This window comes from Chromobacterium aquaticum (genome assembly GCF_021129195.1).
Classification (GTDB): domain Bacteria; phylum Pseudomonadota; class Gammaproteobacteria; order Burkholderiales; family Chromobacteriaceae; genus Chromobacterium; species Chromobacterium aquaticum.
On the sequence record NZ_JAJOHW010000137.1, the window covers coordinates 1 to 15776 of the forward strand.

Genomic DNA, 15776 nt, shown 5'->3' on the forward strand with positions numbered 1-15776 from the left:
CGCCGGGCGCAGCCAGCGCCGCGGCGCCAGCACGGTCGGTTCCGCCGCCAGTCGGCTCGTCACGCGCTCGCGCACGTCGAAGCCGGCCATGCGGTTGGCCCGCATCGCGTCGCCGATCAAATGGTATGCGCCCCAGGCGTCATCCAGTTGCTTGTCGGATCCAATGGCGGCGATGGTTCTGGCTACGTCGCCGTCGTCCAGCTCGCCATCCATCATCGCGGATATCGTTTCTTTCATACCTACCACCTTCTGTTCTTGGCCGTATCCAGCAAAGGCCTGAGTTCGGCAGCAATCGCCTCGCGCGCTCGGAAAATCCGCGAACGCACGGTGCCTATCGGGCAATCCATCACCTTGGCGATTTCGTCGTAGGATAGACCGTCCATTTCCCTGAGCGAAATTGCGGTTCTTAGTTCCTCCGGCAAAGCCTCCACGGCAGCATTGACCGTTGCCAGGATTTCCTTGTTCATCAGCTCGGTTTCGGGCGTGTTCAGGTCGGGCAGCTGCGACGCCATGTCGAAGCTTTCGCCGTCCTCGTCCTCTATCTCGCTGTTGACCACCGGACGACGTCCGGAGGCGCTAAGGAAATTCTTGGCAGTATTGATGCCGATTCTGTACAGCCATGTGTAAAACGCGCTCTCGCCACGAAACGACGGCAAGGCACGATACGCTTTGACAAACGCTTCTTGCGTTACATCCTCGATGTCAGCGCCGTCGCGGATAAACCGCGACAACAGCCTGGCGAGACGTCGCTGATACTTGGCAACAAGCAGATCGAAAGCTCTTTTTTCACCTCGCTGGGCACGCTCCACCAACTGTTGATCGAGATCCCGATCACTCATGTCGTTGTTATGCTCCCTGATTTGCCCACTGGTCGTGTTTGTGGTCGTTTATGTGGACTGTGACTAGACCACAGCGCTTGCAATGAGTTCCCCCACGCGATTCAGCAGCGAAACATAACAGACCTGGACTGAAACTTGAACATTTGTTTTAGCCGTATTGCCAGCGCGCAAAGCAGCCCTTACACTCCTACCAAGCACTTGCTTGAATGACATTGGCGTTACATGTATTCGGCAATGCGCAGATGCCGACCTGAGCCCCGGCGTCCTTGTCTCAGATCACTACTTAGGAATCCATTGCAATGAGCACCCCCGGCCAACGCTTCCGCCAAGCGGTTGCAAGCGAACATCCCCTACAAGTGGTGGGTGCGGTCAACGCCTATGCCGCCCGCCTGGCCGAACACTCCGGCTTCAAAGCGCTGTATCTGTCCGGCGGCGGCGTCGCCGCCTGCTCCTGCGGCATTCCGGACCTGGGCATCACCACGCTGGAAGACGTGCTGATCGATGTGCGCCGCATCACCGACGCCAGCGCGCTGCCGCTGCTGGTGGACATAGACACCGGCTGGGGCGGCGCTTTCAATATCGCCCGCGCGGTCCGCAGCCTGGAGAAGGCCGGCGCCGCCGCGGTGCACATCGAGGATCAGGTGCAACAGAAGCGCTGCGGCCATCGCCCCAACAAGGCCATCGTCAGCCAGAACGAAATGGTGGACCGCGTCAAGGCGGCGGTGGACGCGCGCCGCGACGATGGCTTCGTGATCATGGCGCGCACCGATGCGCTGGCGGTGGAGGGGCTGGATGCCGCCATCGAACGCGCCGTCGCCTGCGTCGAAGCCGGCGCCGACATGATTTTCCCGGAGGCGATGACCGAGCTGGCGATGTACCGCCGTTTCGCCGAGGCGGTGAAGGTGCCGGTATTGGCCAATATCACCGAGTTCGGCGCCACCCCGTTGTTCAATACCCGCGAGCTGGGCGAACACGGCGTCGGCCTGGTGCTCTACCCCTTGTCCGCCTTCCGCGCGATGAGCCAGGCCGCGCTCGGCGTCTACGGCGCGATCCGTCGCGACGGCGGCCAACAGGCGGTGCTGGACACAATGCAGACGCGCGCCGAGCTATATGAACACTTGGACTACCACGCCTACGAACAGAAACTGGACGCGCTGTTCCGCCAGGAAGGCCACGGTGCCGAGTAATCTGTTCGGCGACATCCCGGAAGAATTGCCGGAAGAATGGCTGCAAACCTTGTTCAGCGGCGGCAAAGGCTTTCGCGTCGAGCGCATCGTTTCCCGCGGCCATTCTTCGCCGGATGGGTTCTGGTATGAACAGGATGAGGCGGAGTGGGTGCTGCTGCTATCCGGCGCGGCGGAACTGGAATACCAGGACCCGCCGCGGCGCCTCAAATTGGAGCCGGGCGATTGCGTGGCCATAGCTCCGCGCCAACGCCACCGCGTGGCCTGGACCGCGCCGGAGCGGGACAGCGTCTGGCTGGCTGTTTTCTACGAAAAATAATTGTTCCACAGGTCTGCGATCAGGAGAAAACCATGAGCGAAACCGTTGTTGGCATCAAACCCAAGAAATCCGTAGCCCTGTCCGGCGTCGCCGCCGGCAATACCGCGCTGTGCACAGTTGGCCGCAGCGGCAATGATCTGCACTACCGCGGCTACGACATCCTCGATCTCGCCGGCCGTTGCGAGTTCGAGGAAGTGGCCTATCTGCTGGTGCACGGCAAGCTGCCGAACAAGGCCGAGCTGGTCGGCTACAAGAAAAAGCTGAAATCGCTGCGCGGCCTGCCGGCGGCGGTGAAGGCCGCGCTGGAAGCGCTGCCGGCCAGCGCTCACCCGATGGACGTGATGCGCAGCGGCGTGTCCGCGCTGGGCTGCGCCTTGCCGGAGAAGGACGATCACAATCTGGCCGGCGCGCGCGACATCGCCGATCGGCTGATGGCCAGCCTAGGCTCCATGCTGCTGTACTGGTACCATTTCAGCCACAACGGCAAGCGCATCGAGGTGGAAACCGACGACGACAGCATAGGCGGCCATTTCCTGCACCTGCTGCACGGCGAGAAGCCGTCGCCGGAATGGGTGCGCGCGATGCACACCTCGCTCAATCTATACGCTGAGCATGAATTCAACGCCTCCACCTTCGCCGCCCGCGTCATCGCCGGCACCGGCTCGGATCTCTATAGCGCCGTCACCGGCGCCATCGGCGCGCTGCGCGGCCCCAAGCACGGCGGCGCCAACGAAGTGGCCTTCGACATCCAGCAGCGCTACGAAACCCCGGCCGAAGCCGAGGCCGACATCCGCGAGCGCGTGGAACGCAAGGAGGTGGTGATCGGCTTCGGCCATCCGGTCTATACCATTTCCGATCCGCGCAACAAGGTGATCAAGGAAGTGGCGCGCGAACTGTCCAAGTCCGCCGGCGACAGCAAGATGTTCAATATCGCCGAACGGCTGGAAACCGTGATGTGGGACATCAAGAAGATGTTCCCCAATCTGGACTGGTTTTCCGCGGTCAGCTATCACATGATGGGCGTGCCCACCGCCATGTTCACCCCGCTGTTCGTCATCGCCCGCACCAGCGGCTGGAGCGCGCACGTGATCGAGCAGCGCCAGGACGGCAAGATCATCCGTCCCAGCGCCAATTACACCGGACCGGAAGACCAAGTGTTCGTGCCGCTGGACAAACGCTGAACCGCCATGGCGGGGCCGTCGGCCCCGCCGCTGAACTTCCTTTGGTTGAAACATGATGAATTCCGCTTACCGCATCCCCCTGCCCGGTACCGGGCTAGACTACTTCGACGCCCGCGCCGCCATCGACGCCATCCGCCCCGGCGCCTGGGAGCAACTGCCCTACACCGGCCGCGTGCACGCCGAAAACCTGGTGCGCCGCTGCGAGCCGGCGCTGCTGGACGAATGCCTGGAGCAGATCGCCTGCCGCAAGCGCGAACGCGACTTCCCCTGGTTCCCGGCGCGCGTGGTCTGCCACGACATCCTGGGCCAGACCGCGCTGGTGGACCTGGCCGGCCTGCGCGACGCCATCGCCGATCAGGGCGGCGATCCGGCCCAGGTCAATCCGGTGGTGCCGGTGCAATTGATCGTCGACCATTCGCTGGCGGTGGAATGCGGCGGCTTCGATCCGCAGGCTTTCGAAAAGAACCGCGCGATCGAAGACCGGCGCAATGAGGACCGCTTCCATTTCATCGAGTGGACCAAGAGCGCCTTCGACAATGTCGACGTGATCCCGGCCGGCAACGGCATCATGCACCAGATCAATCTGGAGAAGATGTCGCCGGTGATCCACGCCGACCACGGCGTGGCCTACCCTGACACCTGCGTCGGCACCGACAGCCACACCCCGCACGTGGACGCGCTGGGCGTGATCGCCGTCGGCGTCGGCGGCCTGGAAGCGGAAAACGTGATGCTGGGCCGCGCCTCCTGGATGCGGCTGCCGGACATCGTCGGCGTGGAGCTGTCCGGCAAGCCCGGCCCAGGCATCACCGCCACCGACGTGGTGCTGGCGCTGACCGAATTCCTGCGCCAGCAGAAAGTGGTTGGCGCTTATCTGGAATTCTACGGCCCGGGCGCGGCGGCGCTGACCCTGGGCGACCGCGCCACCATCTCCAATATGGCGCCGGAGTACGGCGCCACCGCGGCGCTGTTCTTCATCGACGAACAGACCATCGCCTACCTGAAGCTGACCGGCCGCAGCGACGAACAGGTCCGGCTGGTGGAAAGCTATGCCAAGACCGCCGGCCTGTGGGCGGACACGCTGCAAAACGTAGTGTACGAGCGAGTGCTGCGCTTCGACCTGTCCAGCGTCGGCCGCAACCTGGCCGGCCCGTCCAATCCGCACAAGCGGCTGCCGGTGTCGGCGCTGGCCGAGCGCGGCATCGCCGTCAATCTGGAGCAGGCACGCGCGCAGGAAGCCCAGGGCCTGATGCCGGACGGCGCGGTGATCATCGCCGCCATCACCAGCTGCACCAATACCTCCAACCCGCGCAATGTGATCGCCGCCGGCCTGCTGGCGCGCAAGGCCAACCGGCTGGGCCTGGTTCGCAAGCCCTGGGTCAAGTCCTCGCTGGCGCCGGGTTCCAAGGCGGTTGAGCTCTATCTGAAGGAAGCTGGGCTGCTGTCCGAGCTGGAACAACTGGGCTTCGGCATCGTCGCCTTCGCCTGCACCACCTGCAACGGCATGTCCGGCGCGCTGGAGCCCAAGATCCAGCGGGAAATCGTGGAACGCGATCTGTACGCGACGGCGGTGCTGTCCGGCAACCGCAACTTCGACGGCCGCATCCACCCCTATGCCAAGCAGGCCTTCCTGGCCTCGCCGCCGTTGGTGATCGCCTACGCCATCGCCGGCACCATGCGCTTCGATATCGAGAAAGACGTGCTCGGCGTCGCCGACGGCAAGGAGATCCGGCTCAAGGACATCTGGCCGGACGACGCGGAAATAGACGCCGTGCTGCGCCAGGCGGTCAAGCCCGAACATTTCCGCCAGGTCTACGAGCCGATGTTCGCCATCCGGCGCGACACCGCCGCCAAGGCCAGCCCGCTGTACGCGTGGCGGCCGCAGTCCACCTATATCCGCCGCCCGCCGTACTGGGAGGGCGCGCTGGCAGGCACACGCACGCTGCGCGGCATGCGCCCGCTGGCCATCCTGCCGGACAACATCACCACCGACCACCTGTCCCCGTCCAACGCCATTCTGCTGGATTCGGCGGCCGGCGAATACCTGGCGAAGATGGGCCTGCCGGAGGAGGACTTCAATTCCTACGCCACCCATCGCGGCGACCACCTGACCGCGCAGCGCGCCACCTTCGCCAACCCCAAGTTGTTCAATGAAATGGTGTTGAACGAGGATGGCTCGGTACGCCAGGGCTCGCTGGCGCGCGTGGAGCCGGAAGGCAAGACGATGCGGATGTGGGAGGCGATCGAAACCTATATGCGGCGCAAGCAGCCGCTGATCATCGTCGCCGGCGCCGACTATGGCCAGGGCAGTTCGCGCGACTGGGCGGCCAAGGGCGTGCGCCTGGCCGGCGTCGAGGCCATCGTCGCCGAAGGCTTCGAACGCATCCACCGCACCAATCTGATCGGCATGGGCGTGCTGCCGCTGGAGTTCAAACCCGGCGTCAACCGCAAGACGCTGGTGCTGGACGGCAGCGAGACTTACGATGTGATAGGCCAGCGCCAGCCGCGCGCCGAGCTGACGCTGCTGATCCACCGCAAGGACGGCGGCACGGAGCAAGTGGCGGTGACCTGTAGGCTGGACACCGCGGAAGAAGTGTCGATCTACGAGGCCGGCGGCGTGCTGCAGCGCTTCGCGCAGGCCTTCTTGGAGGGGGCGGGAGGCTGAACCCCTCTCCCCCGGCCCCTCTCCCTCAAGGGGAGAGGGGTGACTTTCAACTTTATTTTACTTCTAGCATTAACCGGCGATTCCATCGCTTGACTTGCCAACAAGTTAAGGCACGCAGACTAACTGCCAGCAGCTCAACAAACCTCTCCTCCCTCGCGGGAGGGGGAGACTTTGCAACTTCATTTTATTTCTGGCATGAGCCGGCGACTCCATCGCTTGGTTTGCCAATAAAGTAAGGTAGGCAGATTAACTGTCAGCAACTCAGCAAGTCCCTCCTCCCTCGCGGGAGGGGGAGACTTTCAACTTCATTTTATTTCTGGCATGAGCCAGCGATTCCATCGCTTGACTTGCCAACAAGTTAAGGCACGCAGGCTAACTGCCAGCAGCTCAACAAACCTCTCCTCCCTCGCGGGAGGGGGAGACTTTCAACTTCATTTTATTTCTGGCATGAGCCAGCGATTCCATCGCTTGACTTGCCAACTAAGGTAAGGCACGCAGGTTAATTGTCAGCAGCTCAGCAAGCCCCTCTCCCCCTGCGGGAGAGGGGTTGGGGAGAGGGGTATGCGCCAGCTCGATTTCGCCAAGTCCTTACGGCGCAATATGACCGACGCCGAACAGCGACTCTGGAAGCAGCTCCGCGCCCACCGGCTGAATGGCGAGAAATTCCGCCGCCAACAGCCTATCGGCCCCTACATCGTTGATTTCGTCCACTTCGGCTCGCGGCTAATCATAGAGGCGGACGGCGGCCAGCATCATGAAAGCCACAGCGACGCCGCGCGCGACGCTTGGCTGCAGGCGCAGGGCTTCAGAATCATGCGCTTCTGGAACAACGATATTCTGCACAATCAGGACACGGTCCTAGAAGCGATCTGGCAAGCGCTAAATACCCGGACACAATGAACACAGCGGCGTCCCGACCATGGAACCGCCGCAAGCACAGGAAAAACAGCATATGACTCAGCCCGCCCAGATCCGCATCCCCGCCACCTATATGCGCGGCGGCACCAGCAAGGGGGTGTTCTTCCGACTGCAGGACCTGCCGGAAGCCGCGCAGCAGCCGGGCACGGCGCGCGATGCGCTGCTGCTACGCGTGATCGGCAGCCCGGACCCTTACGGCAAGCAGATCGACGGCATGGGCGGCGCCACGTCCAGCACCAGCAAGACCGTGATCGTGGCCAAGTCCTCGCGGCCGGATCACGACGTCGATTACCTGTTCGGCCAGGTCGGCATAGACAAGGCCTTCGTCGACTGGAGCGGCAACTGCGGCAATCTGTCCGCCGCGGTCGGCCCCTTCGCCATCACCGGCGGCCTGCTCGATCCGGCGCGCATTCCCGCCGATGGTATCTGCACGGTGCGCATTTGGCAGGCCAATATCGGCAAGACCATCATCGCTCACGTGCCCATCACCGCGGGCCAGGTGCAGGAAACCGGGGATTTCGAACTGGACGGCGTCACCTTTCCCGCCGCCGAGATCGCGCTGGAGTTCCTGGACCCGGCCGATGAGGGCGATGGCGACGGCGGCGCGATGTTCCCCACCGGCCAACTGGTGGACACGCTGGACGTGCCCGGCGTCGGCGTCTTCCCGGCCACGCTGATCAACGCCGGCATCCCCACCATCTTCGTCAAGGCCTCCGACATCGGCTACAGCGGCGCCGAGCTGCAGGACGCGATCAATGCCGACCCGGCGGCGCTGACCCGCCTCGAGACCATACGCGCCCACGGCGCGCTGAAGATGGGCCTGATCAAGACGCTGGACGAAATCGCCAGCCGCCAGCACACGCCCAAGCTCGCCTTCGTCGCGCCGCCGGCCGACTACCTCGCGTCCAGCGGCAAGCCGGTGCGCGCCGCCGACATCGACCTCCTGGCGCGGGCCATGTCCATGGGCAAGCTGCACCACGCGATGATGGGCACCGCGGCGGTGGCCATAGGCACCGCCGCGGCGATTCCCGGCACCTTGGTCAACCAGGCCGCCGGTGGCGGCGAGCGCCAGGCGGTGCGTTTCGGCCATCCGTCCGGCACCTTGCGCGTCGGCGCCGAAGCACGCCAAGAAGCCGGCGCCTGGATCGTGACCAAGGCCGTAATGAGCCGCAGTGCGCGGGTGTTGATGGAGGGTTGGGTGCGGGTGCCGGACGCGGCGCGCTGACACGGCGGCATGGCGACTCGGTACAAGCCGGAAGCGGGCGATGGCGGCACACTATCGCCATTTCCTTGCCTCCTGGAGCCGCGCCATGCAAAACGTCCTTGTCTTTTCCGAACTCAAGACCGACGGCTATGTGTTGACCCGGGCCGATGAGCTATTCGCCCGCGTGCGCGGCGGCAGCCTGTGGTATCTGTCCTTCGGCCTCGCCTGTTGCGCGGTGGAGATGATGCAGGCCGCCGCCGCGCGCTACGATATGGACCGTTTCGGCGCGATTCCGCGCGCCAGCCCGCGCCAGGCCGATCTGATGATCATTGCCGGCACTCTGAGCAACAAGATGGCGCCGGCGCTGCGCAAGATCTACGACCAGATGGCGGAGCCGCGCTATGTGATCTCCATGGGCTCCTGCGCCAACGGCGGCGGCTACTATCACTACAGCTATTCGGTGGTGCGCGGCTGCGACACTATCGTGCCGGTGGACATCTACATTCCCGGCTGCCCGCCCACCGCCGAAGCGCTGCTCTACGGCCTGATGCAGTTGCAGGCCAAGATGAGCCGCCGCGCGGCGCCGGAACTGGAACGCAGCTGACGATACCCACCCATCCCTGCCGGCGAACCTGCCCCGTCTCAATCCGGCAAGGCGCGCTGCAGGATGGCCGCGATATCCAGCCGGCCCCCGTCCAGCGCGCCGGCCACCCGCCCCCATTGTCCATCATCCAAACGGCTGGCGATGAAGCCCTGGGCCGAAGCCGACGGCGCATGGCGCGCCAGCAGGCAGGCTTGCGCCGTCAGCGCCAGCAATTGGGCGAAACGCCGCCCCAAAGGCTCAAGCTCGGCCGGCCTGGCGACCAGCTGGCGCAATTGCGCCAGCGCCGCGATCAACACCGGCTCGCCGCCGGACAGGTCGGTCAAATCCGCCAGCAGCGCCTGCCAGGCCTCGGGCTCGCGCTGCAGCGCGCGGATCAGATCCAGGCACATCACATTGCCGGAGCCCTCCCAGATCGAATTCAACGGCGCTTCGCGGTATAGCCGCGCCATCGGCCCATCGACATAGCCGTTGCCGCCGAATACTTCCATCGCCTCGCCGCTGAGCTCCACCGCGCGCTTGCACACCCAGAACTTGGCCGCCGGCGTGATGATGCGTTTCCAAGCGCGCTGCGCCGGCTCGTCATCGCGCTCGAAGGCTTCGGACAGCCGCGCCGCCAGCAGCAAGGCCGCCTCGCTCTCCAGCGCCAAGTCCGCCAGCACCGCGCGCATCAGCGGCTGCTCGGCCAGGCACTTGCCGAAGGCCATGCGCCGCCGCGCATAGGCTAGCGCCTGCACCGCGCCTTGACGCAGCAGCGCGGCGCTGCCGATCACGCAGTTGAGCCGGGTGTAGCCGGCCATTTCGATGATAGTGGGAATGCCGCGGCCTTCCTCGCCGATCAGCACGCCCCAGGCATCCTGGAACTCCACCTCGCAACCGGCGTTGCTGCGATTGCCCACCTTGTCCTTCAGACGCTGGATCCTCACCGCGTTGCGCCCGCCGTCCGGCCGCCAGCGCGGCAGATAAAAGCAGCACGGCGCGCCGTCGGCGGTCTTGGCCACCACCAGGTGGGCGTCGCACATCGGCGCCGACCAGAACCACTTATGGCCGCGCAACAGGTATTCTCCGCCGCGCCCGCCGGCGCCCAAGGGCGTCGCCTGGGTGGTATTGGCGCGCACGTCGGAACCGCCCTGCTTCTCGGTCATGCCCATGCCTATCCAGGCCGATGTCTTGCGCTCCAGCGGCAGGTCGCGGCTGTCGTGAACGCGGCTGAACAGCTTGTCGCCCAGCAGCGCCCACAGCGCCGGCTCGCGCTGCAACAAGGGAATCGCGGCCTGGGTCATCGTCGCCGGGCACAAGCTACCGGCCTCCACCTGGCCATGCAGATAGAGGCCGGCCATCGCAGCGGTCCAACGGCCCGGCCGCTGGCTGTCGAAAGGCAGGCTCACCAGGCCTTGCTCACGATACAGCGCCAAGAACTGGTGCCAGGCCGGGTGGGAATCCACCTGGTCGACGCGACGGCCGCGGCGGTCGAAAGCCCGCAACTCCGGCGCATGGCGGTTGGCTTGCTCGGCCAGTTCGAAGCTGTCCGCCCGCCCCAGGCGCTCGCCGTAGGCGCTGAGCCCGGCCTCGGCCCAGCCCGCGTCGGCGCGCCGCAGCGCCTCGCGCAAAGCCGGGTCGCTGTCGTACAGCGAGTAATCCGCCAGTTCTTCGTACTGGTTGCTCACTTCATGGGTTTGCCAGATCATCGTTCCGTCTCCTCGCGCCGCGTTCGCGGCCATGACGAAAGTATAAGGAAAGCGGCGATGCGACATGTTCGGGTTTCCCCCACCGCGGCGCAGCAAGCCGAACAGGCCGCGCCGACCACGCGCCGGCGTCCGCGCCAGTCGCGCTCGCGCGCCAGCCTGATCGCGCTGCAGCAGGCCTTTGTTCAGGTTTTGCTCACGCGCGGCTACGCCAAGACCACGGTGCGCGAGGTGGCCGCCGTCGCCGGCGTGGCGGTCGGCACCTTTTATCAGTACGTGCGCAATATGGACGGCCTGGCCGCGCTGTGCGTCCATCAGCATGTGCACGCGCTGGCCGGCGCGCTGCGCCAATGCGCCGCCGCCCGCCGCGGCGCGGATCGTCGCGATATCGCCATCGCGCTGCTGACCCTGCAACTGGACACGGTTCGGCGCCAGGCGCCGGCCTGGAGCGCGCTGTTCCAGCTGGAACGACGCGTGTCTTCGCTGGACGCCTACCGCCGCCACTACCAGCAATACGTGGACATCTGGCGTACCGCATTGGCCGCCGCCGCCGAGCCGCCGCCGCGGCTGGACGCCGCCGCGCGCATGGCTCACTGTCTTTGCTACGGAAGCATTTCGCAGGCCTTGCTGACCCAAGGGCCGACCGTGGATCTCGCGGCGCTACGCCCGGAATTGGAAGCGGCGCTCAAGGCCTGCCTGGGCTGAAACCGCGGGAAAGGCGTCGCAATAAGGAGTAGAATCGGCCGCAGCCGCCGCCAAGGCGGCCAAGAAGAACAAAGGAAGCAAAATGACAGAACATTGGGGCAAGGTGCTGACCGCCATGGTCACGCCCTTCGACGAGGCCGGCCGGCTGAATCTGGACGCGGCGCGGCAACTGGCCAGACATCTGGCGGCCAACGGCAGCGACGGCCTGGTGGTGGCGGCCACCACCGGCGAGGCGCCGACGCTGAGCGACGAGGAACGCCGCGATCTGGTGCGCGCGGTCAGCGAGGCGGTGACCATCCCGGTGCTGGCCGGCACCGGCAGCAGCCACACCGAACACGCGATCGCGTTGACGCGCGAGGCCGCCGGCCTGGGCGCCGCCGGCGTCTTCGTGGTCGGCCCCTATTACAACCGCCCGCCGCAAGCCGGCATCGAAGCCCATTTCCGCGCGGTGGCCGCGGCCACCCGCCTGCCGCTGATGGTCTACGACGTGCCGGGCCGCACCGGCCGCCGCATCGCCGCCGACGTGCTGCTGCGGCTGTTCCGCGAGGTGGACAATATCGTCGCCTTCAAGGACGCCACCGGCGACCCGGCCGCGGCGGCCGCGCTGCTGGCCGCCGCCGGCGAGCACTTCTCGCTCTATTCCGGCGACGACGCGCTGACCCTGCCCTTGCTGGCGGTGGGCGCGGTGGGCGTGGTCGGCACCTCCACCCACTGGACCGGGCCGGAGTTCGCCCGCATGATCGCCGCCTTCGAACAGGGCGACACGGCGCAGGCGCGGCGCGTCAACGCCGGCTTGCAGGAATCCTTCGCCTTCTCCAACACCGACGCCTCGGTGTTTTCGATGTCGGTGAAAGCCATGCTGCGGGTGCAGGGACTGCCGGTGGGCCAATGCCGGCTGCCGCTGCCGCCCACCGGCGCCGCCGAGGAGCAGCAAGCGCGGCTGGTATGGGAGCGGCTGCAGCTGCGCCGCGCCGCCGCCTGTTAAAGCGGAGCGGCCATGAAAAAAGGAGCCTGTCGGCTCCTTTTTTCATTTCGCGCGTGTTCATGTCGCGCGGCGGCGTTCAATCGCGGAAGTTGTTGAACTGCAACGGGAAACCGTTTTCCTTGTCATCGGCGATTTCCTTGCGCATCAGCGCGATGCACTCCTGCAGCACGTCGCGCTTGGCGCCGGACACGCGCACCGCCTCGCCCTGGATGCTGGCCTGCACCTTGAGCTTGGCGTCCTTGATCAGCTTGACGATTTTCTTGGCCAGGTCGGATTCCAGGCCCTCCTTCACCGTCAGCACTTTCTTCACCTTGTTGCCGCTGACTTTTTCCAGCTTGCCGTACTCCATGCAGCGCACGTCCACGCCGCGCTTGGACAGCTTGTTCACCAGAATGTCGTTGACCTGGTCCAGTTGAAACTCGGCGTCGGCGAACAAGGTCAGTTCTTTGTCTCCGGTTTCAATGCGGGCGTCGCTGCCCTTGAAGTCGTAACGGGTGGACACCTCTTTATTGGCTTGCTCCACGGCGTTGCGCACTTCCACCTTGTTCACTTCGGACACGATATCGAAAGACGGCATGAAATATTCCTAATAATGCTTGATGCCGACATTTTAGAGGCTGGCTCCGCCCTTGTCACTCGGCCGCCCGTTCGTTGCCCTCCCCGCCCTCGCCCAAACGCGCCCGCATCGCCTCCACCTCCTTGAGCCGGCCGCTGATGCGGTCCCAGTGCCGCGCGTTCAGGGCGGCGATCACCGCGTCCACCAGCATCATCAGCGGCGTGTTGCTGTCCCAGCCGGCCGGACCGGCGGTGTGCGCCGCCAAGGTGTAGCGCGCCACGCGCGCCACCGGCGACAGCCACTGGTCAGTGAACAACAGCACGCTGGCCTTGCGCTGCGCCGCCATTTCCGCGATGCGCAGCGCGTCGTCCCAGTAGCGGCGGATGTCGAAGATCACCAGTACGTCCGCCCGACCCATGTCCACCAGCGAATCCGCCCAGCTAGCCGACACCCCGCGCAAATGCACCACGTCCGGCCGCACCACTTTCAGATGGTGGCAAAGATAGGCCGCCAGCGGATCGGTCAGCCGCCCGCCCAGCAACCAGATCCGGTGCTTGCGCTCGCCCAGCAGATCCACCGCGCCGTCGAACTCGGCGCGCGGCACCTGGGCCGCGGTCTGGCGCATCAGCTCGGCGATACGCTCGGCGTGGCTGGCCAGAAAATCGTGATCGCCCTGCAACTGCCCCGGATCATGGCGCATCAGCGGCGATTGCAAACGCAATTCCAGTTCTGCGCGCAGCGCGGACTGGAAAGCGGCGTAATTGTCGAAACCCAGCTTGCCGATCAAGCGCAGCACCGTCGGGCCGCTGACGTCGGCGCGCTGCGCCCATTGCGCGATGGTTTCCAGGCCGGCCACCGGATAGTTGGCCAGCAGCGCCCGTCCCACCTTGCGTTCGGTGGGGGTCAGCGCTTCGAACAGCGCGCGGACTTGCTCCGCGATCGAGCGGCTTTGGCTCATTCTGTTGCCCCTTTGGCGATGCACGACTGCCCTCGTGCCGCGCAGCATAACAGCGCCGGTGTAAAAACGGCATTGTGTCATTGCGCCCACACTGCCGCCCTGATTCTAATATTTATTACAAATTTGGCTTGATTCATTTTTTTTTAACGAATAATACTACCCAAACAACATGAAGGCGACAAGAAAGCAGCCCACAAGGCAGCGACAAACCACCGCCAAAACAGACAGTTGCAAGCCAGACGATGAACGCTCTGCCGGTATCGGGGAAGTCAGACCGCGGCAATCAGGGAGAGACAGCGATGGAAGCACGCGACGTAAAGACAATCGCGGATTTGAAGGTTTTGATCGAAGAACGCCGCCTGAGTCAGATCAAGGTGGGTCTGGTGGACATGGACGGGGTGATGTGCGGCAAATACATGTCGCGCGACAAATTCCTGTGCGCGCTGGAAGGCGGCTTCGGCTTCTGCGACGTGGTGTTCGGCTGGGACGTGGGCGACAAATTGTACGACAACACCTTGCTCACCGGTTGGGGCCGCGGCTACGGCGACGCCGAGGTGAGGCTGATTCCCGAATCCTGCCGCGACCTGCCGCTGGAAGGCGATATGATCTTCGTCCAGGGCGAGGTGGTGGGCCGGCTGGAAAGCCTCTGTCCGCGCGGCCTGCTGCGCCGGGTGCTGGAGCGCGCGCGCGACATGGGCTTCGACGTGCTGGCCGGCTTCGAATACGAGTTTCTGGCGGTCGATGAAGAACACGAAGCACTGCGGCAGCGGCTGTACCAAGAACCCAAGCCGCTGGGCAGCGGCGCCTTCGGCTACTCCATTCTGCGCAGCTCGGTGAACACCGACTTCTACCGCGCGCTGCTGGACCTGTGCGAGCGGATGCAGATGCCGATCGAAGGCCTGCACGAGGAAACCGGACCCGGCGCGCTGGAAGCCGCGCTGTGCGTGGACAACGCCTTGCGCGCCGCCGACAACGCCGTCTGTTTCAAGACCTTCTCCAAGGTGCTGGCGGAGAAACAGGGCCGCATGCTCTGCTATATGGCCAAGTGGCACCAGGAACAATCCGGCCAGGGCGGCCACATCCATATCTCGCTGCGCCGCCGCGACGGCGGCGACAGCGCCTTCCACCAACCGGGCCGCGAGCACGCGATCAGCGACGCGATGCGCCACTTCATCGGCGGCATCCAGCGACTGATGCCGGAATTCATGAGCCTGGCCGCGCCCACGGTCAACAGCTTCCGCCGGCTGGTGCCCGGCTATTGGGCGCCCACCAGCTCGCTATGGGGCGTGGACAACCGCACCGTGGCCATCCGCGCGATTCCCGGCAGCGCCAAATCGCAACGCGTCGAATACCGCCTGCCCGGCGCCGACAGCAATCCCTATCTGGCGCTGGCCAGCGGCCTGGCCGCCGGCCTCTACGGCATCGAACACCGGATCGAGCCGGAAGAACCGGTCAGCGCCAACGGCTATCTGCTGGACGCGCCGCCCCACTTGAAACTGCACCGCACCTTGTGGGAGGCCGCCCAGGCGCTGCGCGGCTCCGCCGCCGCCCGCGACTGGTTCGGCGACGACTTCGTCGATCACTTCGCCGCCACCCGCGAATGGGAAGAACGCGAGTTCCAGCGCCATGTCACCGACTGGGAATTGAAACGCTACTTCGAGATCATCTAAATGAGCGAAAACTACTCCGTCATCACCCCGCTGGACGGTTCCACCCTGCTGCAACGCGGCTACACCAGCCCGGTCCAGACCCAGGCCGCGCTGGACGCCGCCCGCGTCGCCCAGGCCGGCTGGCGCGCCACGCCGCTGGCCGAACGCAAGGCCTTGATCGGCCGGGCGGTGGACTGGCTGATCGCCCACAAGAGCGACTGCGCCGACGCCATCACCCGCCAGATAGGCCGGCCCATCCGCCAGTCACCCGGCGAGATCGGCGGCCTGGCCGAGCGCGCGCGCCATATGCTGGACATCGCCGAGGAGGCG

The 15776-nt window shown here is 65.3% G+C and carries 16 protein-coding genes; 11 read left to right on the forward strand and 5 right to left on the reverse strand.

The window, feature by feature from the left end:
- Positions 1–237, reverse strand: a 237-nt coding sequence (locus LQT98_RS19565; RefSeq protein WP_231464478.1) for a sigma-E factor negative regulatory protein, incomplete at its 3' end; no start/stop codon positions are given.
- 2 nt (positions 238–239) lie between these two features.
- Positions 240–839 carry an RNA polymerase sigma factor RpoE gene (gene rpoE, locus LQT98_RS19570; RefSeq protein ID WP_043641588.1) on the reverse strand — a complete coding sequence of 200 codons (600 nt, stop codon included), beginning with the start codon at positions 837–839 and terminating at the stop codon, positions 240–242.
- A 299-nt stretch (positions 840–1138) separates the two neighbouring features.
- On the opposite strand from rpoE, the gene prpB reads away from it, so the two are divergent.
- The 7 genes from prpB to LQT98_RS19605 all read left to right on the forward strand — a co-directional run bounded on the left by prpB (position 1139) and on the right by LQT98_RS19605 (position 8911).
- On the forward strand, positions 1139–2026 hold the full coding sequence (gene prpB, locus LQT98_RS19575) for a methylisocitrate lyase (RefSeq protein WP_269326093.1): 888 nt from the start codon (positions 1139–1141) through the stop codon (positions 2024–2026).
- Complete coding sequence (locus tag LQT98_RS19580; RefSeq protein ID WP_231464480.1) at positions 2016–2342, forward strand: cupin domain-containing protein; 327 nt, start codon at positions 2016–2018, stop codon at positions 2340–2342. The genes prpB and LQT98_RS19580 overlap by 11 nt, the downstream gene beginning before the upstream one ends.
- A gap of 32 nt (positions 2343–2374) precedes the next feature.
- Positions 2375–3523: a bifunctional 2-methylcitrate synthase/citrate synthase gene (prpC, locus tag LQT98_RS19585; protein ID WP_048410791.1), complete on the forward strand. Its 1149-nt coding sequence runs from the start codon at positions 2375–2377 to the stop codon at positions 3521–3523.
- Between the two features lie 52 nt (positions 3524–3575).
- Positions 3576–6185 (forward strand): Fe/S-dependent 2-methylisocitrate dehydratase AcnD, encoded by a 2610-nt coding sequence (acnD, locus tag LQT98_RS19590; RefSeq protein WP_378124647.1) that lies wholly within the window; start codon positions 3576–3578, stop codon positions 6183–6185.
- A gap of 561 nt (positions 6186–6746) precedes the next feature.
- Positions 6747–7085, forward strand: a complete 339-nt coding sequence (locus tag LQT98_RS19595) for an endonuclease domain-containing protein (protein WP_269326094.1) — start codon at positions 6747–6749, stop codon at positions 7083–7085.
- 52 nt (positions 7086–7137) lie between these two features.
- Positions 7138–8328 carry a 2-methylaconitate cis-trans isomerase PrpF gene (prpF, locus tag LQT98_RS19600; protein ID WP_231464486.1) on the forward strand — a complete coding sequence of 397 codons (1191 nt, stop codon included), beginning with the start codon at positions 7138–7140 and terminating at the stop codon, positions 8326–8328.
- Between the two features lie 85 nt (positions 8329–8413).
- Complete coding sequence (locus LQT98_RS19605; protein ID WP_231464488.1) at positions 8414–8911, forward strand: NuoB/complex I 20 kDa subunit family protein; 498 nt, start codon at positions 8414–8416, stop codon at positions 8909–8911.
- A gap of 38 nt (positions 8912–8949) precedes the next feature.
- On the opposite strand, the gene LQT98_RS19610 is transcribed toward LQT98_RS19605, so the two are convergent.
- Positions 8950–10596: an acyl-CoA dehydrogenase family protein gene (locus tag LQT98_RS19610; RefSeq protein WP_231464491.1), complete on the reverse strand. Its 1647-nt coding sequence runs from the start codon at positions 10594–10596 to the stop codon at positions 8950–8952.
- Between the two features lie 57 nt (positions 10597–10653).
- On the opposite strand from LQT98_RS19610, the gene LQT98_RS19615 reads away from it, so the two are divergent.
- Both LQT98_RS19615 and dapA read left to right on the forward strand, forming a co-directional pair.
- Positions 10654–11298: a TetR family transcriptional regulator gene (locus tag LQT98_RS19615; protein ID WP_231464494.1), complete on the forward strand. Its 645-nt coding sequence runs from the start codon at positions 10654–10656 to the stop codon at positions 11296–11298.
- A gap of 82 nt (positions 11299–11380) precedes the next feature.
- On the forward strand, positions 11381–12283 hold the full coding sequence (dapA, locus tag LQT98_RS19620; RefSeq protein ID WP_231464496.1) for a 4-hydroxy-tetrahydrodipicolinate synthase: 903 nt from the start codon (positions 11381–11383) through the stop codon (positions 12281–12283).
- A gap of 76 nt (positions 12284–12359) precedes the next feature.
- Here the strand turns inward: dapA and LQT98_RS19625 are convergent, their stop codons facing one another.
- Together LQT98_RS19625 and LQT98_RS19630 are read right to left on the reverse strand one after the other, a co-directional pair.
- A complete protein-coding gene (locus LQT98_RS19625; RefSeq protein WP_231464500.1) occupies positions 12360–12860 on the reverse strand; it encodes a YajQ family cyclic di-GMP-binding protein in 501 nt (166 codons plus the stop codon).
- Between the two features lie 55 nt (positions 12861–12915).
- Positions 12916–13797, reverse strand: a complete 882-nt coding sequence (locus tag LQT98_RS19630) for a MurR/RpiR family transcriptional regulator (protein WP_231464503.1) — start codon at positions 13795–13797, stop codon at positions 12916–12918.
- A gap of 332 nt (positions 13798–14129) precedes the next feature.
- Here LQT98_RS19630 and LQT98_RS19635 point away from each other — a divergent pair, with 332 nt between their 5' ends.
- Complete coding sequence (locus LQT98_RS19635) at positions 14130–15467, forward strand: glutamine synthetase family protein (RefSeq protein WP_231464507.1); 1338 nt, start codon at positions 14130–14132, stop codon at positions 15465–15467.
- A partial coding sequence (locus LQT98_RS19640; protein ID WP_231464510.1) for an aldehyde dehydrogenase family protein occupies positions 15468–15776 on the forward strand: 309 nt, incomplete at its 3' end.